The 20,310-nt window shown below is 46.8% G+C and carries 20 protein-coding genes and 5 tRNA genes; 10 read left to right on the top strand and 15 right to left on the bottom strand.

From position 1 onward, the window contains the following. Positions 1-111: 111 nt before the first annotated feature. The gene (locus tag O59_RS08170; RefSeq protein WP_007641436.1) at positions 112-1,941 is read right to left on the bottom strand and encodes a DEAD/DEAH box helicase; all 1,830 of its coding nucleotides are present in this window, start codon (positions 1,939-1,941) and stop codon (positions 112-114) included. Positions 1,942-2,675: 734 nt separating this feature from the next. Here O59_RS08170 and O59_RS08165 point away from each other — a divergent pair. Genes O59_RS08165 through O59_RS08155 form a run of 3 tightly spaced genes read left to right on the top strand, consistent with a single transcriptional unit; the run spans position 2,676 to position 4,709 of the window. Continuing rightward, on the top strand, positions 2,676-3,518 hold the full coding sequence (locus O59_RS08165) for a hypothetical protein (protein WP_007641435.1): 843 nt from the start codon (positions 2,676-2,678) through the stop codon (positions 3,516-3,518). 44 nt (positions 3,519-3,562) lie between these two features. Then, a complete protein-coding gene (locus O59_RS08160) occupies positions 3,563-3,982 on the top strand; it encodes an HIT family protein (RefSeq protein ID WP_007641432.1) in 420 nt (139 codons plus the stop codon). A gap of 19 nt (positions 3,983-4,001) precedes the next feature. Further along, on the top strand, positions 4,002-4,709 hold the full coding sequence (locus tag O59_RS08155) for a hypothetical protein (RefSeq protein ID WP_007641430.1): 708 nt from the start codon (positions 4,002-4,004) through the stop codon (positions 4,707-4,709). Positions 4,710-4,767: 58 nt separating this feature from the next. Here O59_RS08155 and O59_RS08150 read toward each other — a convergent pair whose 3' ends face one another. The 4 genes from O59_RS08150 to O59_RS08130 form a co-directional block, all read right to left on the bottom strand. Then, positions 4,768-5,337: a TMEM165/GDT1 family protein gene (locus tag O59_RS08150; protein WP_040391752.1), complete on the bottom strand. Its 570-nt coding sequence runs from the start codon at positions 5,335-5,337 to the stop codon at positions 4,768-4,770. Between the two features lie 299 nt (positions 5,338-5,636). After that, entirely contained in the window at positions 5,637-6,224 is a 588-nt protein-coding gene (locus tag O59_RS08140; protein ID WP_157152512.1) for a DUF3806 domain-containing protein, read from the bottom strand. 27 nt (positions 6,225-6,251) lie between these two features. Next, positions 6,252-7,793 carry an FMN-binding glutamate synthase family protein gene (locus O59_RS08135; protein WP_007641425.1) on the bottom strand — a complete coding sequence of 514 codons (1,542 nt, stop codon included), beginning with the start codon at positions 7,791-7,793 and terminating at the stop codon, positions 6,252-6,254. Positions 7,794-7,878: 85 nt separating this feature from the next. After that, entirely contained in the window at positions 7,879-8,502 is a 624-nt protein-coding gene (locus O59_RS08130) for a DapH/DapD/GlmU-related protein (RefSeq protein WP_007641424.1), read from the bottom strand. A 466-nt stretch (positions 8,503-8,968) separates the two neighbouring features. On the opposite strand from O59_RS08130, the gene O59_RS08125 reads away from it, so the two are divergent. Next, a complete protein-coding gene (locus tag O59_RS08125; RefSeq protein WP_007641423.1) occupies positions 8,969-9,664 on the top strand; it encodes a TIGR01621 family pseudouridine synthase in 696 nt (231 codons plus the stop codon). Continuing rightward, on the top strand, positions 9,661-11,175 hold the full coding sequence (locus tag O59_RS08120) for an alpha/beta fold hydrolase (RefSeq protein ID WP_040391749.1): 1,515 nt from the start codon (positions 9,661-9,663) through the stop codon (positions 11,173-11,175). Before O59_RS08125 ends, O59_RS08120 begins: the two co-directional genes overlap by 4 nt. A 78-nt stretch (positions 11,176-11,253) precedes the next feature. Here the strand turns inward: O59_RS08120 and O59_RS08115 are convergent. From O59_RS08115 to O59_RS08070, 10 genes are all read right to left on the bottom strand, one after another. Next, positions 11,254-11,329, bottom strand: a tRNA-Asn gene (locus O59_RS08115). A gap of 219 nt (positions 11,330-11,548) precedes the next feature. Then, positions 11,549-11,830, bottom strand: coding sequence for a pyrimidine/purine nucleoside phosphorylase (locus O59_RS08110; RefSeq protein ID WP_040391747.1), 282 nt, complete (start codon positions 11,828-11,830; stop codon positions 11,549-11,551). Positions 11,831-11,920: 90 nt separating this feature from the next. Continuing rightward, positions 11,921-11,996 (bottom strand) — tRNA-Asn (locus O59_RS08105). Positions 11,997-12,148: 152 nt separating this feature from the next. Then, complete coding sequence (locus O59_RS08100; RefSeq protein WP_007641417.1) at positions 12,149-13,237, bottom strand: class I SAM-dependent methyltransferase; 1,089 nt, start codon at positions 13,235-13,237, stop codon at positions 12,149-12,151. Further along, positions 13,234-13,929: a 16S rRNA pseudouridine(516) synthase RsuA gene (gene rsuA / locus O59_RS08095; protein WP_007641416.1), complete on the bottom strand. Its 696-nt coding sequence runs from the start codon at positions 13,927-13,929 to the stop codon at positions 13,234-13,236. The genes O59_RS08100 and rsuA overlap by 4 nt, the downstream gene beginning before the upstream one ends. Then, positions 13,929-14,690, bottom strand: coding sequence for a tRNA pseudouridine(65) synthase TruC (gene truC / locus O59_RS08090; RefSeq protein WP_007641408.1), 762 nt, complete (start codon positions 14,688-14,690; stop codon positions 13,929-13,931). Before truC ends, rsuA begins: the two co-directional genes overlap by 1 nt. Positions 14,691-14,770: 80 nt before the next feature. After that, positions 14,771-15,616: a bifunctional methylenetetrahydrofolate dehydrogenase/methenyltetrahydrofolate cyclohydrolase FolD gene (gene folD / locus O59_RS08085; protein ID WP_040391745.1), complete on the bottom strand. Its 846-nt coding sequence runs from the start codon at positions 15,614-15,616 to the stop codon at positions 14,771-14,773. Between the two features lie 201 nt (positions 15,617-15,817). Next, positions 15,818-15,893 (bottom strand) — tRNA-His (locus tag O59_RS08080). Between the two features lie 76 nt (positions 15,894-15,969). After that, a tRNA-Arg gene (locus O59_RS08075) sits at positions 15,970-16,046 on the bottom strand. Positions 16,047-16,083: 37 nt separating this feature from the next. After that, positions 16,084-16,160: transfer RNA gene (locus O59_RS08070), tRNA-Pro, on the bottom strand. A gap of 333 nt (positions 16,161-16,493) precedes the next feature. On the opposite strand from O59_RS08070, the gene O59_RS08065 reads away from it, so the two are divergent. The 5 genes from O59_RS08065 (at position 16,494) to O59_RS08045 (ending at position 20,301) form a co-directional block, all read left to right on the top strand. Beyond that, complete coding sequence (locus tag O59_RS08065) at positions 16,494-16,997, top strand: flavin reductase family protein (RefSeq protein ID WP_040391744.1); 504 nt, start codon at positions 16,494-16,496, stop codon at positions 16,995-16,997. A 502-nt stretch (positions 16,998-17,499) separates the two neighbouring features. Then, complete coding sequence (locus O59_RS08060) at positions 17,500-18,519, top strand: NAD(P)H-dependent glycerol-3-phosphate dehydrogenase (RefSeq protein ID WP_040392018.1); 1,020 nt, start codon at positions 17,500-17,502, stop codon at positions 18,517-18,519. Then, positions 18,519-18,896 (top strand): DUF4389 domain-containing protein, encoded by a 378-nt coding sequence (locus O59_RS08055; RefSeq protein ID WP_007641403.1) that lies wholly within the window; start codon positions 18,519-18,521, stop codon positions 18,894-18,896. Before O59_RS08060 ends, O59_RS08055 begins: the two co-directional genes overlap by 1 nt. Next, complete coding sequence (gene sixA, locus O59_RS08050; protein ID WP_007641395.1) at positions 18,893-19,363, top strand: phosphohistidine phosphatase SixA; 471 nt, start codon at positions 18,893-18,895, stop codon at positions 19,361-19,363. Before O59_RS08055 ends, sixA begins: the two co-directional genes overlap by 4 nt. Before the next feature lie 53 nt (positions 19,364-19,416). Then, a complete protein-coding gene (locus O59_RS08045; protein WP_081489670.1) occupies positions 19,417-20,301 on the top strand; it encodes an alpha/beta hydrolase in 885 nt (294 codons plus the stop codon). The last annotated feature ends 9 nt before the right edge of the window (positions 20,302-20,310 follow it).

Below are 20,310 nucleotides of genomic sequence, written 5' to 3'. Positions count from 1 at the left end.
GTTCAATTTATTGAACCCAAACCCAAACCCAAACCCAAGGTTTCATTTTTTTGCAATTAAAAAAAGGGCGCAATAAATTGCGCCCCTACGGAATTGCTCTTAATTTAGTATTTAGTCAGATTTCTTGGGGCGAAAGCTGGTTTTTTTGCCGTCGCGCTCACCAAAGCGAGGCTTGTCACGGCCACCTTCACGTGGAGCGCCATCTCGGGGGCCAAAGTCACGCTTCGGCTTGCGGCTAAAGTCATCGCCACCGCGTGGGCCAGTGTCTAATGAAATTTCCAATGGACGATTACGCACGCGCACTTTTTTCAATTTTGCCAAAATGTCTTTTGACATGCCGGTTGGTAAATCTACCGTTGAAAACTCATCGTGCAATTTGATGTGACCGATAAACCGACTCTCGATACCCGCTTCATTAGCAATAGCGCCAACGATGTCGCCAGGGCGAGCTTCGTGATTGCGACCTACTTCAATGCGGTAGCGATCCATGTTCTCGTCATTGCGTTCGCGACGTGGGCGATCTTCACGGGGACCGCGATCGCGTCCACTGTCCCGGCTACTGCGTTCATCCCGACCACCGCGTTCGTCACGGCTGCTGCGCTCACGCTCAGGTTTAATGTCGGTAAATTTCACTTGCAGCGGGCGCTCGCGTTGTAATAAGTAGGCGAGGGCCGAGGCAATTTGTTCTGGCGATACATCATTTTTGTGGCTGTATTCGGCCAACAAATCATTGAAGAAGGTCAGATCGCCTTGTGCTTGCAAGGTATCGGTAATTTGTTGGGTAAATTGATCGATACGATGTTTGGTAACAGTTGCGCCGCTAGGCAATTCCATCAGTGTAATTGGCTTTTTAGTGGCCTTTTCGATGGTGTAGAGCAGGCGTTTTTCACGCGGAGCAACAAACAGAATTGCTTTACCGCTACGGCCGGCACGACCGGTACGACCAATGCGGTGAACGTAAGCTTCGCTATCGTAAGGGATATCGTAGTTCACCACGTGGCTCACACGTTCAACGTCGATACCGCGTGCGGCAACGTCGGTCGCGATAACGATATCAAGCTTGTTGGTTTTCAACCGCTCGATAGTGCGCTCACGCAATTGTTGGTTCATGTCACCATTTAATGCAGCTGCAGAGTAACCGCGCGCTTCCAATTTTTCAGCCAGTTCAACAGTGGCAGTTTTGGTGCGCACAAAAATAATCATGCCGTCGAAAGGCTCAACTTCCAAAATGCGTGTAAGCGCATCAAGTTTGTTGGTGCCACTTACCATCCAATACACTTGTTCGATATTGGCATCGGTTGATTGGCTGCTAGCGATTTTAATTTCGGTAGCGTTATTCAAATAGTTGTTGCATACATGGCGAATTTCTTTCGGCATGGTGGCAGAGAACAATGCGGTTTGACGGGTTTTTGGGGTGTGTTCCAAAATCCATTCAACATCATCGATAAAACCCATGCGCAACATTTCGTCGGCTTCGTCGAGAACCAACGCTTTCAGATTGTTGAGGTTCAAGCTGCCGCGACGCAAGTGATCCATCACGCGGCCCGGTGTACCTACCACCACGTGGGCGCCACGCTTTAATGAGCGCAACTGGGTAGTCATTTCCTGGCCGCCGTAAATCGGCAGCACATGGAAGCCAGGAATTTCACTGGCGTATTTTTGGAAAGCTTCAGCAACTTGAATCGCGAGTTCACGCGTTGGTGCCAATACCAAAATTTGTGGCTCTGCTTGTTTGGTGTCGATACGTGACAACAAAGGCAAGGCAAATGCCGCTGTTTTACCGGTGCCAGTCTGAGCCATACCTAAAATATCGCCGCCCGCAAGCAATACAGGGATAGCAGCAGCTTGAATTGGGGATGGTTGTTCGTAGCCCACCTTTTGAATGGCGCGCATTACGGGTTCAGAAAGGGCTAAATCGGCAAACATAATAGTTTCAGACATGTAATAACCTGTTTTGAGTAAACATGATAATCAAGCGCAAACCATGCCAGCGAAACAGTTCAAAAACTGTACCAGCGATTTACGGTTTGATTCTTATAAGTTCTAAAGGGTGTTTGCAAAAGTCATCGCCAATTAACGAGCGCATAACATAAAAAGCGCAACGCAAAAAGTAAGGCGATAGTGAATGGGCAAACACAATAAAGTGGGAGCGATGATTGGATCGCTATGCGTATGAACTACATACCAGGCGTTAAGTGCCTGTGAAAATGCCTGTGAAAATAACTCGTGTGAGTCAGGGCACAAGGGCAATCATAAAAAGCGATTTAATCAACAAATTCCCGCGTAGTCTGCAAGCAGACACAGCTACAATCCACAACATCCATATTGCAAAACCGATTGTATACTTTGGGGCAGGCTGAATAGATTGTGGAGCAGAATCGATCAGCGTGAATAGTTACCAAGATGGTAAACCGGCAGCCCTCAGACATCCGTCTGTATCAGCATTACCCCGGCAAGACATTCACGATCAAGGAAGGGGGTCACTGAAAGTGCGCGAATTATAGGGACTTAGCCGTCCCAAGGCCAGTTAAATTTGATGCGCGCCGCAAAAAACTACTGAGTAGTTCTAATCAGGAATCGCTAAATAGCGAGGGCGCGACTGTATTGTCGCGGCACCGGGCGTTACACTCAGCGACCTTAAATGACAGAAGTCGGCTCGTTTTACAGGACAGATTATGGCTGAACGGCATATTTCAACGACGGCACTGGCTCGCCTCATCGGCAAAGAGAGTAAGGAGCTATTTGTGCTGCTCACCACCGGTGGTTGGATCGTCAAGGTTGATAACCATTGGCAATTGACCGAGAAGGGCAAATTTGAGGGCGGGATTTACGTTAATCACCCCAAATTCGGCGAGTACATTGCGTGGCCTGAAGCTATTCAGCATCACCATTTATTAAAGCTATTGCCTGAAGCCCCTTTGAGTGCGACCAATCTCGCGCACAAGTGGGAGATTCCTGCACGCTTGGTGAATTTACTGCTAGCGGAAAAGGCTTTGATTTCGCGCTATGTGCGCGGTTGGCAGTTGACTGAGCGCGGCAAAAAAATCGGCGGGCAACAACATGAGGCCGACTCGGGGGTGCCGTTTGTAACCTGGCCTGAAACGATTCTGGATGATCCTGAGCTGATTGCTGCACTGCTGCAAATTGTGGGCGATGATCGTGTTGATACTCATCCAACCATGGATGGCCACAGCGTCAACAATGCGATGCAGCGCCGCATTGACAATTGGTTGTATCTAACGCGCACCAGTCATGCACGGGATTACCGTTTGCAGTGGGGTGTGGAGTACGCGATCGCCGATTTTTATATTCCAGAGCTGGGGTTGTGCGTCGAATGTTGGGCCGATCAATTGGGTCAAGAGCAAAACCGCGCGGCGGTTATTGGCGATGAATTGGAAAAACACCAGCTCTATAAAAAATATAAAGTCGCTTATATAGAGTTTCGCGATGAAAACATTCATCAAGTCGATGAAATCCTAGCGCGCGAGATGTTGCGTCGCGGCGTTGCTATTTATTAATCCTATCGTTCAATTAATGGTAAAAGTTTAAAGAGGAACTATTAATGGCCAGTGTATTTAGTTTGATTATGGAAGGAAAAATCCCCGGCAATTTTGTATGGAAGGACGACAAAGCCGTTGCGATTTTGACGATTCAACCTATTCGCCAAGGTCATGTCCTGGTAATTCCACGGGAAGAAATTGATCAGTGGAGTGATCTGCCATTGGGTCTCGCTGCGCACTTGATGCAAGTGAGTCACAAAATCGCCAATGCATTAAAGGTCGCTTATCCTGCCACGCGTGTGGGTTTTATGATCGCCGGTCTTGAAGTTCCTCATACTCACATTCATTTGGTGCCAATGGATTCAATGGATGATCTTAGTTTTGCGTTTGCAAAAAATGCGGATGGGGAAGCACTAAAACAAACAGCGGAAAAAATTCGCGAGGTTTTGCATAAGCAAGGGCACAGTGAATCCAAAGTGTAAGGCTTGGTAGTTGCCGACCATGAACTTACTTTTACCACCTAATGGCGCATTGTTTTGGTTGGCTACAGCGATCAGTTTGCCGACGCTGCTGCTGGCAGTCCGCTATGCGCCATGGACACAGCTGTTTATTAATCAGGCACGACAACATATTTTATTCGCGACTATATTGGCACTGGCGTTGTTGTGGTTGTTGCAAGTGGAAGTGCGTGCAACGCTGGCTATTCACCCTTTACTTATAACAGTTACCGCAATGGTATTTGGGTGGAGCTTTGCACTACTTATTGGTGTTTGTGCGCTGGTGGTATTGGAGTGCTATCAACTACCGTTGCGTGCAGTACATATGGATTGGGATGTGGCTTTAGCCCAGTTTGATTTAAGTGCATTGCCGGTAGATTTTTGTTTGAGTGTTCTAGTGCCAGCGAGTTGGGCCTGGTGTGTGTTATGGCTGGTTGATCGCTGGAAGTTTAAAAATCCATTCACCTATTTCTGGGGTGTTGGCTTTTTTGGCGCCATGCTTAGTTGCCTGCTAGTGGGAGCGGCGGCACTTACATTGTTTGCATTAACCGCTAGTGATGTGCATTTGAACAGTACACGCGAACACTTTTTTGTTTTTTTATTAATGATGTTTCCTGAAGGTTTTATTAACGGATTAATTGCAACCGTGATGACTGTACTTTATCCGGATTTGGTTAAAACCTATCGCGACGACTGGTACCTGAAAGATTGATCCCCAGTCATCGCGCGCCGAACTAGATTACAGCTTCATAAACAAAAATATAATCAAATCAAGTTCCAAGCAAGGTCGCAATTCCCAATAAAATAAACAGCACACAAGCCGCTTTGTGGGCAAAGCCGAGCGGCAGTTTATCCATGAGCCATTTTCCTGCAAAAATGACTGGCACGTTAGCTAACAGCATGCCTAAGGTTGTACCGGCAATAACGGCGCAGGTCATCCACATATCTGCATTGAATTTTGCAGCCAATATCACGGTGGCAATTTGGGTTTTATCGCCAATCTCTGCCAGAAAAAATAATACCAGTGTTGCTACAAATGGACCGTAGTTGGCGAGACGGCCCATATTGTCATCTTCTTTGTCGGGAATTAACAACCAGAGGCCGATGACAAAAAAACTGCCGGCGATAATCCAGCGAATCCATTCGGTGGGGATAACATCTGCGAGCACGGTACCAAGCCAAGCGGAAAGTGCATGATTTATCAATGTCGCAATTAATACGCCCAAGCTAATGATATAAGGGCGGCCGTAACGGGCAGCAAGAAAAAGTGCGAGTAACTGGGTTTTATCGCCAATTTCTGCAATAGCGACAGCGAGGGTTGAGCTGAGAAAAGCTTCCATTAGATTTTCCAGGGCGGGATGAAATACATGAGATACGGCCACATCCCGCCCGGGGCTGTAGCTGTATCTCAGGTCTCATCAATCCGAAGTGTGCTGTTGGTGCAGCACTACAAAGGACGCTTTTGCCATGCCGTAGGTGCGCTCTTAATCAAGAAAACAATTTTGATAAAGAGTGCGGCAAGTTTGTTGACAAAAGCGCTCAGTGGTTTTTTGATAATGATTATCAAATTTACTGGAGCAGATTACTCCCCCGAGAGGAGCTGCGAATTATAGTGATGCGCTACGCACTCGGCAAGCACCTAATTTGTGCGAGGTAAGCGGTACATTATCCCGCCATCGTAGGGGAGTTTGGGTAGGTGCTTTTCCATCAATAAAATTGCATCATCGTAGATTTTTTTCACGTTTGGCGCTGAGCCAATTTCCATGCGGCGTGACAACATAGTGACCGGAAACAAACACTCATTGGTATTTTTAACGCAGAGCGCGCGGCTCCTACCAACTTCATCCTCGTACACTTTCCATGCAAAAGTATTTGGAAAATCAGCCAGCATCACGTTGCCGAGCACAACTCCCATTGCTTGCTGGGTTGCATAATCATCGCGTGCCACCCAGGCACCATCTACAAGGCGTTGTAATAATTGTAAATCAGAGAGATCGCGACGGATGGTGCTGCCTATTTTGGTTTGAGCCAGTTCATTGACTGACGTTATTTCCTGCTCCATTTTGTTGTGATCCATCCAGCCCAATTCTTTGATGCTAATTTCTTTTTCTTCGGAAAGTGGTTTTTTATTGTTTTCGGAAACGACATTTAATGGTGTGTACTGGGCAACACAAATATTTGCAGTGAAAAGTATTGCGAGTGCGATAATAAGTTTACTTTTTTTCATAAATACCTCTTGCAAGAAAAACTATATTTAATGCTTGGTCGATGCTTCATCGCTACTGGTGCGGTTCTCTGCTGCAGTAAAAATTAAGGGCTGTGGATTTACGCTTTCCCAAGGGGCTGAGAAGCCATTGTTAGTGATGATATGAAGGTGACGCATTTTTAATTGTCGCGGCTCAGCAAGCCCACAGGAATGAGCAATCATCGCAACACTTTTACTCAGGTTGCGCTGATAAGAAGCCACTCGCTCGGCTTTATCAGTTGGGTCCAGGCCTTTTTGCAATTTGGTGTTGTGGGTGGTAATGCCGGTAGGGCAGGTATTTTTATGGCATTGCATTGCCTGAATACAGCCCAGCGCAAACATAAAGCCACGCGCGCTATTCACGAAATCAGCACCACAGGCCAGCGCCCAAGCCACCATATGGGGGGTAATCAACTTGCCCGCCACAATGATTTTAATACGCTCTTTCAAGCCTGCTTGCTCCAGAAGTGCTGCCAGCCACGGCAAGCTCTCTTTAATCGGCAAGCCGACATGGTCCAACAATGGTTGTGGTGCTGCGCCGCTGCCACCATCGGCGCTATCCAGAGTGATGAAATCCGGCGCGGATTCAATGCCTTGCACGCGTATTTCATTGATCAAGTCAACCAACCAGGTTTTTTCGCCGAGCACCGCTTTAAAGCCGACGGGTTTGCCTGTTACTTTGCGGATATGGTTGACCATTGCCAACAAATCAATCACCGAGTGAATGTCAGTGTGGCCATTAGGGCTAATGGATGCCTGGCCTTGGGCAATTCCACGGATATAAGCGACCTCCGCCGACACTTTTTCCGCGGGCAATATGCCGCCTTTACCGGGCTTGGCACCTTGGCTCAATTTAATCTCGAACATCTTGATTTGCGGAAGGGTTGCAAGTTCCGCCAAACGCTCATCGTTGAGGTTGCCATGTAAATCACGCACGCCGTATTTCGCTGTGCCTATTTGAAAAACCAAATCGCAGTTGCCTTCGAGGTGATAGGGCGACAAGCCACCCTCACCGGTATTGAGCCAGCAGCCCGCTTTGGCCGCACCGCGCGACAAGGCCAGAATTGCCGGGCGGGAAATGGCGCCGTAACTCATGCCGGAAATATTAAAAATAGAATTGGTGGTGTAGGGAGTTTTGCAGAAGGGGCCGAGAGTGACTGGCGCGGCGATCAGAGCCTCCTCTTCCTGAACGGGAAATGCAGAGTTCAAAAAGAGCAGGGTGCCGGGCTGGTTCAGGTTGAGGGTGGAGCCAAAACCCACATTGCTGTCGATATTTTTTGCGGCGCGATAAACCCAGGAGCGGTCTGCGCGATTAAATGGCAATTCCTCGCGATCTTGGGCAAAAAAATACTGACGAAAAAACTCGCCTAAATGCTCGAAAAAATAGCGAAAACGTCCAATAAGTGGATAGTTTTTGCGAATGGTATGTGTATTTTGTGTGATATCGGCAATGTACATAATTGCCAGTGACAACAAGATTAAACCGATAACTGTGATAAACGTTACTTCAAGCCAAGTGAGTAGCTTGAGTGCCCAGTGCATATCTACCATTTGTCATTGAGTCCTACGCTGAATGAATGCCCCTAGTTTAAGGGGTGCGAAACGATTAATCGCGTCAATTAACGTAATGAGTTTGTTATTTTTGGCGAGACCCAATGACTTGGGCGGGGTTTCCAGCAACTTTGCTGTAGTCTGCCACCGATTTTGTTACCAGGCTGCCCATGCCAATCACCGCATGATCGCCGATGTGCACGCCATCCACTATGCCCACATTGGCGCCAATCCAGACATCACAACCAATACTGATGCCTTTGGAGTTGACGGGTTGCTCGTTGATTAACCTCTCTGGCGCCATGCCATGATTAAACGCATAAGCAGAGGTATAGGCTGCAATACGCGAGTTATCCCCAATGGTGATACCTTTGCTGCCGCCATCCAAACTGACGTGGTGATTGATAGATACCCCTTGACCAATCGTTACGGGGCCGTGAATCACACAATCGGCGGCAATATAGGAGTTATCACCAATAATGATTGGACGTCCGGGTTCAGCAAAAAGTCTGGCTTCCGGGGCGATAAAACAATTCTTGCCGAGCATAATTGTTTCCATATCGCAGAGATAAGCCTGCCATTCTTCTTGCCATTGCTGCGCCCATTCGCGCGGGGCAGGTTTCAGGCGCGCATAAAGCCACGGCATATAGCTCAAGCGCAGTTTATGCTGGGTGCGATAACGATCGGTAGTTGATGGAGCCGTAATCATAGAGGCTTGGTTAAATAGAGAGGAATGAGTGAACTGGTGCCAATTTAATTGGCAAGAAGCGTTGATTGGAATTATAAGCACAAGGTTCGTCGCTTCAAACAACAAAAATAGCGCAGAATAAAGGAAAATAGCCAGATTGAGGCGAATAGTGTTGCTAACACGTTAAATATAAAAAGGTGCCCGCCAGCTGTAGGTGATTGGTTTGTTCGCTTGGTCGCTGGCGCTACTGCAAATGCAGCAAGCTGGACACAATTCGAAACATGGAGTGCCGAGATAGACACTCTTAGGGTTAACCCGTCATTACGACAGCTGAGCGGACACCTGTGTTGATTATAGTCAGCTGCACTTATGACGCTAGCCTTGGCTTAGTTTTTTAAGTCACAACGTTTCTACTTTTATAGCAGAAATATTCTATGACTTTATTGCGACAAAGTTTGTCGTGGTTTGATCTGACAGAGATAACTGAATGTATGAGTTGATCGACGAGAATGCCGATTTTTTGGTGATCTATAAAAAACCGAACACCAGTTTTCACAGTGACTCCGGTGAAATGGGATTATTTGAATATTGTAAGCAGCAGCAAGGGCTATCTGAGCTTTACCCTGTACATCGTTTGGATAAGGTTACCTCTGGCTTATTGCTTATGGCAAAAACCGCTGAAATTAACAACCAACTTACTGCGGCATTTCGTGCACGCCACATAGAAAAATATTATCTCGCCCTCAGTGCAAAAAAGCCTACAAAAAAACAAGGCTTGATTAAGGGTGATATGACTACCGCACGGCGCGGCGCATTTAAATTATTGGCGACACAAGAAAACCCCGCTATCACACAATTTTTTAGTAAGAGCGTTGTACCTGGGCGCCGGTTATTTATGATCAAACCTCACACCGGCAAAACTCATCAGATTCGTGTTGCCTTAAAAAGTATCGGCGCACCGATTATGGGTGATGTGCTTTATGCGGATGCTGCATCAAATAGCGCCATAGATCGCACCTATTTACACGCCTATAGCTTGGGCTTTGCATTGGCTGAAAAACAATACCGCTATACCGCATTACCTCGTGAGGGCGAATATTTCCGTGATGATTTTTTTTCTGCAGCCATTATGGAGTGGCGTGATCCTTGGTTACTGTCTTGGCCTAAGGTTGTAGAAAAATGAGTAGACATCGCTACTGGTTTTCTGCCTGTATGGCTTTAATGGCGCTACTTTTTGTTGCGCATCATTTTTATACTCGCGCGGGTGCCAGCGAATTATCAACTTCACCGCAAGCTTATAAATTCCTCACGACACCTTGTTGGTTTGATGCGGATTGGACGGCGGAAATACGTTGCGGTGAGTTGCATACGCCAAGCGCCTCCGGCGCATTTCGTTTGCCGGTTGTGATACTGAAGGATGAGACTGCCACACGACGTAAGGACTCTATTGTTTATTTGCAGGGAGGGCCGGGGGCAGGAGCGCGCTTGCACAGTGATGGTATAAAAAGCTGGCTAAACTGGATGCGCTATGCAGCCCTTGGGCGCGATATTATTCTTATCGATACCCGCGGCACCGGGCGCAGTAGTCCTGCACTGGTATGTGCTGAATACAATCGCAGTAATCAGCAAATGCTGCGTGAACATGTTTCATTGGCAGAGGAATTGGCGTCGGGTTTTGATGTTACCCGCACATGTTTCGACACAGCCGTCGCACGCAATCCAGCACTGGATTACCGTCATTTTAGTACCCGGCAATCGGCAAGTGATATTCGTGCGCTTATGCAGCTACTTGAGTATCCCGAGTGGAATATCTTGGGTGTGTCATACGGAACGCGTTTGGCGCTGGAAATTTCTTATCAGGAATCGCTTCAACAACAGCCAACGAAACTCAAAGCAATGGTGCTTGATTCAATTTACCCAGCCGGTTTTGGTGGCGTACAAACCTGGCCGCAAGTGCTTGATGAGGCGATGCATAAATTTTTTAGTGGTTGTGCGGCGCAGCCTGAATGTATTAACGCGTTGGGTGACTCTAACCGGTCACCACTAGAATTGTTTATGGGGGCGTTGGACAGTTTGCGCGAATCCCCCATTGAATTAACTATTAAACGCTGGGATGGTGAAGCGCCAGTCAGCTTTTTGTTAAACGACCATCGTTTTTTATCGGCTGCGTTTGCGGCAACTTACACGCCTCGTGATTGGTTAAAAATTGCAGCAGCTATCAAAGGTGTGGAAGAGCACAATCGCGAAGCACTCAAACCACTGATAGAGCCTTTTGTAAATCAAAGTATGAGCGAAGATTTTAACAGCCTAACGTTTACGGCTGTTGATTGCTCGGATAATCCGGTGATGAATGAAATGGATTATCTCGCGCTGGTGAATCAATATTCGCTATTGCAAAATTATACTCGCGATCAATGGCGTTACCAGTTGTGTCATCACCTGGTTGCAGAGGCTCCATTGCAATCCTACCAGCCTTATGTGCCTACATTGATACTGGCGGGTGAGTTGGATCCGGTAACTCCAGTGGAGTGGGCGCAAGCGGTACATTCGAAATGGAAAAATACCCAGCTGTATATCAGTCAAAATACCGCACACTCGGTATTGAGTAGTGAGGCCTGCCTACTGCAGTCGCTTGTACATTTTTACGATCAGCCTGCTGCAACTTTTGAGAGGTGTATGGAGGAAGATCGCTAGTCTCTTGGATGAGGAGGTAGTGGAGATAATTGAAGGCGAAAAAATAAAAAAGGCCGCACGAGTGCGACCTTTTAAATTTGGCTCCGCCTGCTGGACTCGAACCAGCGACCCAATGATTAACAGTCATTTGCTCTACCGACTGAGCTAAGGCGGAATTACGCTTCCTGTAAGGAAGTGGCGCGCATCATATAGAGCTGTTACCTATTGGTCAACCCGTTCGCGATCTGATTATGATTGAGTGGGGGAGGGCTGTATGGTTTTTGGTTTATCTGTTTATTAACGCGGCAAAATAAAAAATAAAAGCGCCGAAGCGCCTTTATTTTGTTGATTCAATTGGGCGCAATCACTCGCGACACAATTCATCTAACAATGTTTATTCGTATTTGCACAGATAAGAAGTTTCCACGTCTGCGCTAACTTTAAACCGCTGATTGGCTTCAACGATAAAGGTTTGGCCTGCTGCAAAAGTCTCTGCTTTATCGCTACCAGGCAATACAACCGTCAGGCTACCACTTACAACAGTCATGTATTCTTTCTGGCTGGTACCAAATTCGTAGTCACCTTTGGCCATTACACCAATAGTCGCAGGCAGGGTTTCAGTTTGAAAGGCGATAGATTTAACCGCGCCGCCGAAATATTCGTTAACGTTAAACATAGGATGCTCCACAAACGATGGATGGGGATGAAATACACAATATAGCGCGCACAAAAAAGGCCGCATAAATGCGGCCTTTTTTGTTTAATTTGGCTCCGCCTGCTGGACTCGAACCAGCGACCCAATGATTAACAGTCATTTGCTCTACCGACTGAGCTAAGGCGGATCGGTGACTTCCTCTGTGGAAGTGGAGCGCATGATATAGAGCCGGTTTTGGTTGGTCAACCGTTTTTTGGTGCTTTGTGGCAAGTTTTTTTCTGAAAAAACCTCAATGAATTCAAGGCTGTTCATTAATTCCACAGTATGTCGGCAAGTTGTTCAATCCCGCGCCGCGCCTATCGGTTTACTCAGGCGAATTACCTTAAAGCTACCGTTATCGATAACGAGCGAGATATCCCTGAATAGCCCCACCGCCTTGCGCTCTAATGGAATAAATTGATTAACCACAAAAAGCGCTAGACCATCACTTGCCAATAATCGCTGCGCGCTACGGAGGAACTTATCCGTCAGGTCTCCATCGACACTAAAACCTTGATGGAAAGGGGGGTTGCAAAGCAGTAAATCCACTTGTTTGTTGATCTGTTTCCCCGCATCGGCGCCAATCACTTCACCAGAAATCCCGTTGTCTTTCAGGTTTGCCTGAGCGGCAATAAGTGCAGCGGCATTATTATCGGTAAGTATCCAGTCATTAATTTGTTGACAGGCATCAAGCTGTGTGGCTGCCAGCGTCAGGTATCCATAACCGCAGCCCAGATCTAAACAAGATTGAGGGTGCATTCCACCCAATGCATCATTGTTAATTTGCTCAATAAGTAGCGCGCTACCTGCATCGATTTTATTCCAACCAAAAAGCCCAGGCTTACTTAGAACCCTAAAGCCTTCACCCTCCACAACAAGGCGTAAGTGCGCATAATTGCAGTCATCAATCCGTTGCTCGTGGTTATAGCCAGCGTGTTTGTAAATAACCGAGGAGTAGCTGGGCCCGTCTTTTTCTATCTTTTTTTCAGCGCCCATGAGCTTGCTAACTTTTTCGATGTAGGTTTTGGTCCCTTCATTTTTATAGCCGGCGATAATCAGCGGGGCACCAATCTTGAGGCAACGCCAGGCTTCATTTAATAAATGATGAACTAGTGGTTTTTCTTTTGATATGCGATAAAAAAAACCATCGAGACTGTCGCTGGGGATGGCGTTGCAATCGAAGTCACTAAATTGTGTATTGAATCCACGTTGGGCCGCTTCGTGGGCCACATCCCACCGGTTGGTCATCAGTATTAAACCTTGATGATTAAAAGCGGGCGGCAAATTGTTGAGTGAGTTTTCATCTGTGCACCAGAGAAACTTGCCTTGAGTGTTTTGTGTGTGCTCGCCCAATTCCTGTACAACTTTGGCCAGCGCTAAATCAATCATAAATAAATGCTCTGTATTTCGTCGGTACTTAAATGGCGAAACTCACCTGAGGCGAGCACTGGATCCAGTGTTATTGAGCCAATCGCTTCGCGATGAAGTTCAACAACGTGATTGCCGGTCGCGGCAAACATGCGTTTTACCTGGTGGTATTTGCCTTCATGAATCGTTAGTCGTGCCTCTTGCAAGGATAACAGTTCAAGCTGTGCGGGCCGGGTAGGGGCTTTTTCTCCATGCAATTGTACTCCGCGCGCAAATAGTTCAATGACTTCGCGGTCAATAGGATTGGCTGTTTTTACCTTGTAAGTTTTTTGGCATTCATGGCGGGGCGAGGTGATACGATGATTCCACTGGCCATCATCCGTCAACAGAACCAAACCTGTGGTATCAATATCCAGTCGCCCCACGATTTGCAATTCTTGCCAGCGTGGCAAGTTGATCAGATCAACTACTACGGGGTGCTCGCTATCGCTATTTGCGCACACATACCCCAGCGGTTTGTTCAGCATTAAATAGCGCACGTTAAGCGCTTCAACTAATTTTCCGTCAAGCGTAACGATTTCGTTGCCCAGTAATTTTTGCTCACCTTTTTTGGCGATGGTACCATCAACCGTTACCCGCCCTGCCTTTATAGCCTGCTGAATAAGTGAGCGAGAGCGTTCGCTATTTTGGCTGAGAAATTTATCTAGGCGCATTAATAATCCTGAGCGGTAATCCAACTTGAGGGCAGGGCATCACCCCAGTTAAATTGGTGAATAATATGAGTAAATTTTGTCGCGAGTGGTGCCGTTAAAATCAATGCTTCATTTTTTACAGGATGAATTAATTGCATTTCGGTCGCTGCTAGCATTAATCCATCGCAAGCAAATTTTTCCTGAAAAAAACGGTTGTGGTTGCCCTTACCATGTTTTGCATCGCCAATAATAGGGTGGCTGATATGCTTCATGTGACGGCGAATTTGATGTTTGCGTCCGGTCTGTGGCGTGCATTGCACCAGGGAGTAGCGAGTACAAGGATATTTATCAATGCTAAACGGGAATTCAATCTGTGCAAGCGTCTTGAATTCGGTAATCGCTTCCTGTGCTGGTTTGTTAGCGCGCGCTTTTTTATCTGTATATTTATCCTGCTCTTCAACGAGAGGGTGGTCGATAATTCCATGTTCTGGTGCAAAGCCGCGTACTAATGCAACATAGGTTTTGGTTAGTGCATGGCACGCAAAAATATCCCCTAATTGGCGTGCAATCTCTGATGAAAGTGCAAATACCAATACGCCAGAAGTGGGTTTATCCAAACGATGTACAGGGTAAACCATTTGACCGATTTGATCGCGCAGCAACTGCATGGCAAAGCGCGTTTCGTGGCGATCAATTTCACTTCGGTGCACGAGAAGACCGCTTGGCTTATTGATGGCAACCAAGTATTCATCGCGGTAAATAATTGGCAGGATTTCACTCATTACTATTTATTGAGCCTTTTAGTTCTTAAAAGCAAAAAAGCAGGCGTCCGCCTGCTTTTTGATGTATGACCAATCAAGTGTTAACTGATTTTCTTTTCACCAGAGTCGACGGTTTGATAAATCAACGTGTTGATTGTCATAGGGCCTACGCCGCCGGGAACAGGGGTATAAGCAGCAACACGGTCGACCAGCGGTTTCAATTCAATGTCGCCCACACCACCTGGGTGGTAGCCAGCATCTACAACAACGGCACCATCTTTAATCCATTCGGCCTTAATAAATTCCGGCTTGCCTACAGCGCCAACCAGAATATCCGCTTGCTTTATTAAATCTGGAAGATTTTTTGTGCGTGAGTGACAAATAGTGACTGTGGCATTCGCATTTAGCATCATCAATGCCATGGGTTTGCCAAGAATCGGGCTGCGCCCAACAACAACGGCATGCTTGCCTTCGAACTGAATGCCATAGGCCTCCAGTAAACGCATAATCCCTTTAGGGGTTGCGCAGCCATAAGCTTCTTCGCCCATGCTCATGCGGCCAAAGCCTAAACAGGTCACGCCATCTACGTCTTTTTCTGCGCTAATTGCATCAAAGCAAATACGCTCATCAATTTGATGCGGAACCGGGTGTTGCAACAAAATTCCATGCACGTTGGGGTTGTTGTTAAGCTCGTGAATAGTGTTTAGCAGCTCTTCAGTGGTAGTGGTTGACGGTAGCTCCACCTTCATCGATTCCATGCCAATGCGTGTACAAGCATTGCCTTTCATCTTTACATAGGTTGCTGAGGCTGGGTCGTCTCCCACCAGGATTGTTGCCAAAATTGGAGTCTGGCCATTGCTCCGCACCTTTAATGCGGCAACGCGAGCGGAGAGTTCCTGTTCAGTTTTTTCGGCAAGGGCTTTGCCATCCAATACGAGTGCGGACATGGGCATTAATTACCTGTGTGTTAGCAGAAAAGAAGTAGTAAAACGAAATTGTGCGCATTTTCCCATAGTGAGCATAGGACGCCAAGGAAATTAATATCGGGAGGTGGGGGCTTGAAAAAGTAGCAGTAGCCGCAGTGGGCTTCATGATTTAATTTGGATAGCACTCTCTAACGAGAAGATTTTTTTGATTTATTGAGAATATGGGGTGGCTGATGGGGCTCGAACCCACGACCACTGGAATCACAATCCAGGGCTCTACCAACTGAGCTACAGCCACCGTAGCAAGGAAATATTTACAGGCTTTGCCTGACAATATCTTTAAGAGAAGTTTGAGCGATATATATATGCCAATGTGGCGCGCCCGGCAGGATTCGAACCTGCGACCACCCGCTTAGAAGGCGGGTGCTCTATCCAGCTGAGCTACGGGCACATACTGGATCAAACCTTCGCAGGTTCGATAAAAAAGATGGTCGGAGTGGAGGGATTCGAACCCCCGACATTCTGCTCCCAAAACAGACGCGCTACCGGGCTGCGCTACACTCCGACGACTTAAAACGTTGTGCGTTTCAAGTGGTGCGCATATTAACGGTGAGTCTTGATGTCGTCAACGAAAAAAACACAACAAAATAAAATATTTAGCACGGCAAGTTAATTTCTAAGCAGCTTGAACAAGTAGTGTTCCGGCTTGGTGAAAATTGCGGCACAGCATTGGTTTAGCGCACGGCTATCACACTTTTTACTCTGCATTTTTACCAGAGTGGTCATACCGTTTTTTGAACGATACCTGGCGGCTTGGTGTTTTTTTGGTGTTTGGCGCCGCTTGTTTGTAGGGCAGTAGCTAGTCAGAATACGCGCTTGACTAGGTTTGGGAGTTTTTATGCAAAACAACAGTTTGGCGTCTTCTATGAAGTTAGGCATGCGCAGGCTAGCTTCAGGTGTTTGTGTGCTGTCCACTTCTTTAGGTGGAGATGAGCGGTTTGCGATGACCGTATCTTCTGTGACTTCAGTGTCAGATTCTCCAGCATCATTACTTGTGTGTATCAATCAGGCTGTTTCGCAGCAGGCGCACCTGAGTAGCCCTGATGTGATGTTTGCCATCAATGTACTTTCCGTCAATCATCAGGATGTCTCCAATGTTTGTGCGGGGCGCGACCCTTCAAAAAACCGGTTTGGCGTTGGGCACTGGGTAACTGATGAGTCAGGATTGCCTGTGTTAGCAGATGCACTTGCTGTGTTTATTTGCAAAACCGATAAGGTTATGACTTACGGAACTCACAAAATAGTCATAGGTGCGATTAGCAATGTAATTGTTAACGGGGAAGAGGTGAATCCTCTTCTTTATGCCAATGGAAGCTATGGTGCGCTTGGCTCAATTGAGTGATGCTTTCCCTGTAGCGCTGAGCTGACCCACTGATTTTTCTTGCACATGTTTTTGAAGTGTTTTTTTGATTCAAAATGAAGCATGGATATTGTTAAAAATTATCTTGCAATATGAATCTTTCCGGTCTATCGGCGCTTTAAGGTTAATAATCACTAACTCTTTATGCACACCTCTTGTGCTATTTGACGATTCCAGTACAAGCGCTGAGCAAAAATGCGAAAAAACGTGCTTTTAATGCTGTATTTTTATGTAACTAATTGATTAATAAGAAATTAATTTAATTGATCAAAAATTAATCAATTTGTTATTGCTATAGATTTTATAGGGGTTTGCGGCGGTTTCCCAAAATCTATCCACTAACTTATCCACAGAAAATGTGGACAAAGTTTAGATGAAAGTTTTTGTGCAAAAAAGTTACAGTTTGGGTGATTTGTGAGTTTTTTAGTTGGTAACAGGTGACGTTTTTGCAGTGCACCCTTTGGCTAATTCGGTGGATATTTTTATGAGTAAAATTTCAAAAATAACAGTATTGGGAGGCGGTAGTTTTGGCACAGCGATTGCCAATATTATTGCCTGTAACCAGTACCCTACCTATTTGTGGATGCGCTCTGCAGAGCAGGCGGAAGCCACGGCGGCAGCACACGAAAATACTCGTTACTTGCCAGGCTATGCGCTTAACAAAGGTTTAGTTATCACCGCTGATTTGGCCGATGCTGTTGTCGGAGCAGACTTGATTTTTATTTCTATCCCCACGCATTCATTCCGGGCCGTTACACAAATGATCAAACCATTATTGGATGCCCATACCATGGTGGTGAGCACTGCAAAAGGAATCGAGCCAGAAGGCTTTACTCTTATGAGTCAAATACTTGAACAGGAGTTGCCTGGGCATGCGATTGGCGTGTTAAGTGGCCCCAACTTTGCCAAAGAAATAGTTCAGCAGCAGCAAACGGGGACAGTGATCGCCAGTGAAAGTGATGCTCTGACTAGTGCTGTGCAGTGCACTTTAAAGTCCGAAACGTTTCGTGTTTATGCTAACCATGATCGTTACGGCGTGGAATTGGGCGGCGCGCTTAAAAATATCTACGCTATTATTTGCGGTATGGCAGCGGCGCTGGGGGCAGGGCACAACACGCAAGCAATGCTACTGACTCGTAGTCTTGCCGAAATGAGCCGTTTTGCGCAGGTGATGGGGGCTAATCCCATGACTTTTTTAGGCTTGGCCGGCGTTGGCGATTTGATATTAACCTGCACCTCGGATTTAAGCCGAAATTACCGTGTAGGTTTTGCCTTAGGCCAGGGAAAGCAATTGGATGAAATCGTCGCTTCGCTTGGCCAGGTAGCCGAGGGTGTGAATACTCTGCGTCAGGTAAAGCAAAAAGCCGGCGAGCTAGGTATTTACATGCCTTTGGTAAATGGGTTGTATGCTGTGCTTTTTGAAGGGCGAGCTATTTCTGAAGTGGCTCGTGGTTTAATGGTTGGTGAGCAAGCCGACGATGTTGAATTTTTAAGGGGAAACTAATGGATAACGAACAACTGAAATCAAACCTGACTTCAAGCAAGCACTGGTTTCGACTGGTATTTATGCTTATTTTTGCCGCTGTTTTACAGGTGGCAAGTATCGTTATGTGGGTATTGGTGATTGCCCAATTTTTCTTTTCGCTGATTACCGGTGAGGACAATCAATACCTGCGTCGCTTTGGCCATTCACTCTCAACTTATATTTATGATGTGTTGAAGTTCTTGTGTTACAGCAGTGATGAAAAACCCTTCCCGTTTGCTGATTGGCCCAAAGGTTCTGCTGAAAAACATGCTGGTGCCGATGAAAAATCAGTAGAGCCAGTCAATACCGATGCTGCAACTGATGTCATCACCGACGACACAAAAGGCGATAAATGATCATTTATATATTGCGCCATGGCCAGGCCGAGGCGCAGATAACCTCTGACGAGGCGCGCAAACTCACGCAGAAGGGTTTTTTTGAATCCGAGAAAGTACTGGCGGCGCGACTGAAAGAACTGGCAAATATCGCAGCAATCTGGGCCAGTCCCCTCGTTCGTGCACAGCAAACAGCGCAGATAGCCCAGCAATATTTCCCTGCTATTCCTTTGCAAACGACGGAGTTTTTGATACCTGAGGCAGATCCCAATCAACTAATCGATTGGCTTTACCGTAACGATGCATCAAACCCAGGGGCCATACTGCTGGTAAGCCATCAGCCAATGGTAGGTAAACTTCTCGGGTTACTTTGCGGCAAACCGGAGGGGTTTTATCCCATGGGGACTAGCTCATTGGCAGCTGTCGAGATTCAAACTATCGCATCCGGACTGGGAGAGCTGCTCTGGCTTGATCACGCAGTTCATTAACCCAGTACCTCCCAAAAAATAATGTTCGACACCTCAGCGCTGGAGCTTCGAGAATGCAACAAGTTTTAGACGATTCCAGATCTCCACGCGAACTGCGATTCACTGTTAATGACCTTGAGTTCTCCGCACAGGAGTGGGGCGATTCTGGTCAGCTTCCAGTGCTGGCACTTCATGGTTGGCTGGATAACTCCGCCAGTTTTTTCAAACTTGCTCCGCAACTACAAAACCTGCACATAGTTGCACTTGATTTGGCTGGCCACGGCCAAAGCTCGCACCGCTTGGGCCAAACGGCTTACACACCTTGGGATGATGTCAACGATATTTTTGCTGTAGCCGATTATTTGGGCTGGCAGCGATTTGCACTCCTTGGGCATTCCCGCGGTGCGATTATTAGCACTTTGGCGGCAGGCACATTTCCTGAACGATGCATTGGGCTTGGTCTAATAGAGGGGATTCTGCCAGAGCCGGCATCCCCCCAGGATGCGCCGGCACAACTCGCCAGTGCCATAACAGGTTTGCGTGCCCAGCAACAAAAAACTCAATCCGTATACACCAATCTTGATGTGGCGATTAAGGCTCGTGAGCGGGGGATGTTTCCTTTGGGGAGTGAGGCTGCCACCGCCTTAACTATGAGAGGTGTTGTTGAGCGCGACGGTGGTTTTTCCTGGAGCACTGATCCACGCCTGATGGTTCCATCGGTATTTAAAATGTCGCGTGAGCAATTAGCGGCTTTTTTGAATCGTGTTGAAGCACCAATTAAATTATTGCTTGCGGACAATGGTTTACCCAAGCTTTATGCAAATTATTTGGAAGAAGTTAATAAGTTTTCTCAAGTGGATTACGAGGTTCTGGGCGGCGGGCATCATCTTCATATGGAGCAAGAGTCGGAATTAATTGCAAAAAAGCTGAACACTTTTTTTGCAAGATTATCGTTATAGCTGTCTTTT

The sequence above is a fragment of the Cellvibrio sp. BR genome, assembly GCF_000263355.1.
Lineage (GTDB): Bacteria > Pseudomonadota > Gammaproteobacteria > Pseudomonadales > Cellvibrionaceae > Cellvibrio.
This window is presented reverse-complemented; position numbering and strand designations above follow the sequence as displayed.

Excerpts from the sequence above, each read along its gene's own strand:
- O59_RS08170 (WP_007641436.1), bottom strand. The coding sequence starts at position 1,941 with ATGTCTGAAACTATTATGTTTGCCGATTTAGCCCTTTCTGAACCCGTA.
- O59_RS08165 (WP_007641435.1), top strand. The coding sequence starts at position 2,676 with ATGGCTGAACGGCATATTTCAACGACGGCACTGGCTCGCCTCATCGGC.
- O59_RS08160 (WP_007641432.1), top strand. The coding sequence starts at position 3,563 with ATGGCCAGTGTATTTAGTTTGATTATGGAAGGAAAAATCCCCGGCAAT.
- O59_RS08155 (WP_007641430.1), top strand. The coding sequence starts at position 4,002 with ATGAACTTACTTTTACCACCTAATGGCGCATTGTTTTGGTTGGCTACA.
- O59_RS08150 (WP_040391752.1), bottom strand. The coding sequence starts at position 5,337 with ATGGAAGCTTTTCTCAGCTCAACCCTCGCTGTCGCTATTGCAGAAATT.
- O59_RS08140 (WP_157152512.1), bottom strand. The coding sequence starts at position 6,224 with ATGAAAAAAAGTAAACTTATTATCGCACTCGCAATACTTTTCACTGCA.
- O59_RS08135 (WP_007641425.1), bottom strand. The coding sequence starts at position 7,793 with ATGGTAGATATGCACTGGGCACTCAAGCTACTCACTTGGCTTGAAGTA.
- O59_RS08130 (WP_007641424.1), bottom strand. The coding sequence starts at position 8,502 with ATGATTACGGCTCCATCAACTACCGATCGTTATCGCACCCAGCATAAA.
- O59_RS08125 (WP_007641423.1), top strand. The coding sequence starts at position 8,969 with ATGTATGAGTTGATCGACGAGAATGCCGATTTTTTGGTGATCTATAAA.
- O59_RS08120 (WP_040391749.1), top strand. The coding sequence starts at position 9,661 with ATGAGTAGACATCGCTACTGGTTTTCTGCCTGTATGGCTTTAATGGCG.
- O59_RS08110 (WP_040391747.1), bottom strand. The coding sequence starts at position 11,830 with ATGTTTAACGTTAACGAATATTTCGGCGGCGCGGTTAAATCTATCGCC.
- O59_RS08100 (WP_007641417.1), bottom strand. The coding sequence starts at position 13,237 with ATGATTGATTTAGCGCTGGCCAAAGTTGTACAGGAATTGGGCGAGCAC.
- rsuA (WP_007641416.1), bottom strand. The coding sequence starts at position 13,929 with ATGCGCCTAGATAAATTTCTCAGCCAAAATAGCGAACGCTCTCGCTCA.
- truC (WP_007641408.1), bottom strand. The coding sequence starts at position 14,690 with ATGAGTGAAATCCTGCCAATTATTTACCGCGATGAATACTTGGTTGCC.
- folD (WP_040391745.1), bottom strand. The coding sequence starts at position 15,616 with ATGTCCGCACTCGTATTGGATGGCAAAGCCCTTGCCGAAAAAACTGAA.
- O59_RS08065 (WP_040391744.1), top strand. The coding sequence starts at position 16,494 with ATGCAAAACAACAGTTTGGCGTCTTCTATGAAGTTAGGCATGCGCAGG.
- O59_RS08060 (WP_040392018.1), top strand. The coding sequence starts at position 17,500 with ATGAGTAAAATTTCAAAAATAACAGTATTGGGAGGCGGTAGTTTTGGC.
- O59_RS08055 (WP_007641403.1), top strand. The coding sequence starts at position 18,519 with ATGGATAACGAACAACTGAAATCAAACCTGACTTCAAGCAAGCACTGG.
- sixA (WP_007641395.1), top strand. The coding sequence starts at position 18,893 with ATGATCATTTATATATTGCGCCATGGCCAGGCCGAGGCGCAGATAACC.
- O59_RS08045 (WP_081489670.1), top strand. The coding sequence starts at position 19,417 with ATGCAACAAGTTTTAGACGATTCCAGATCTCCACGCGAACTGCGATTC.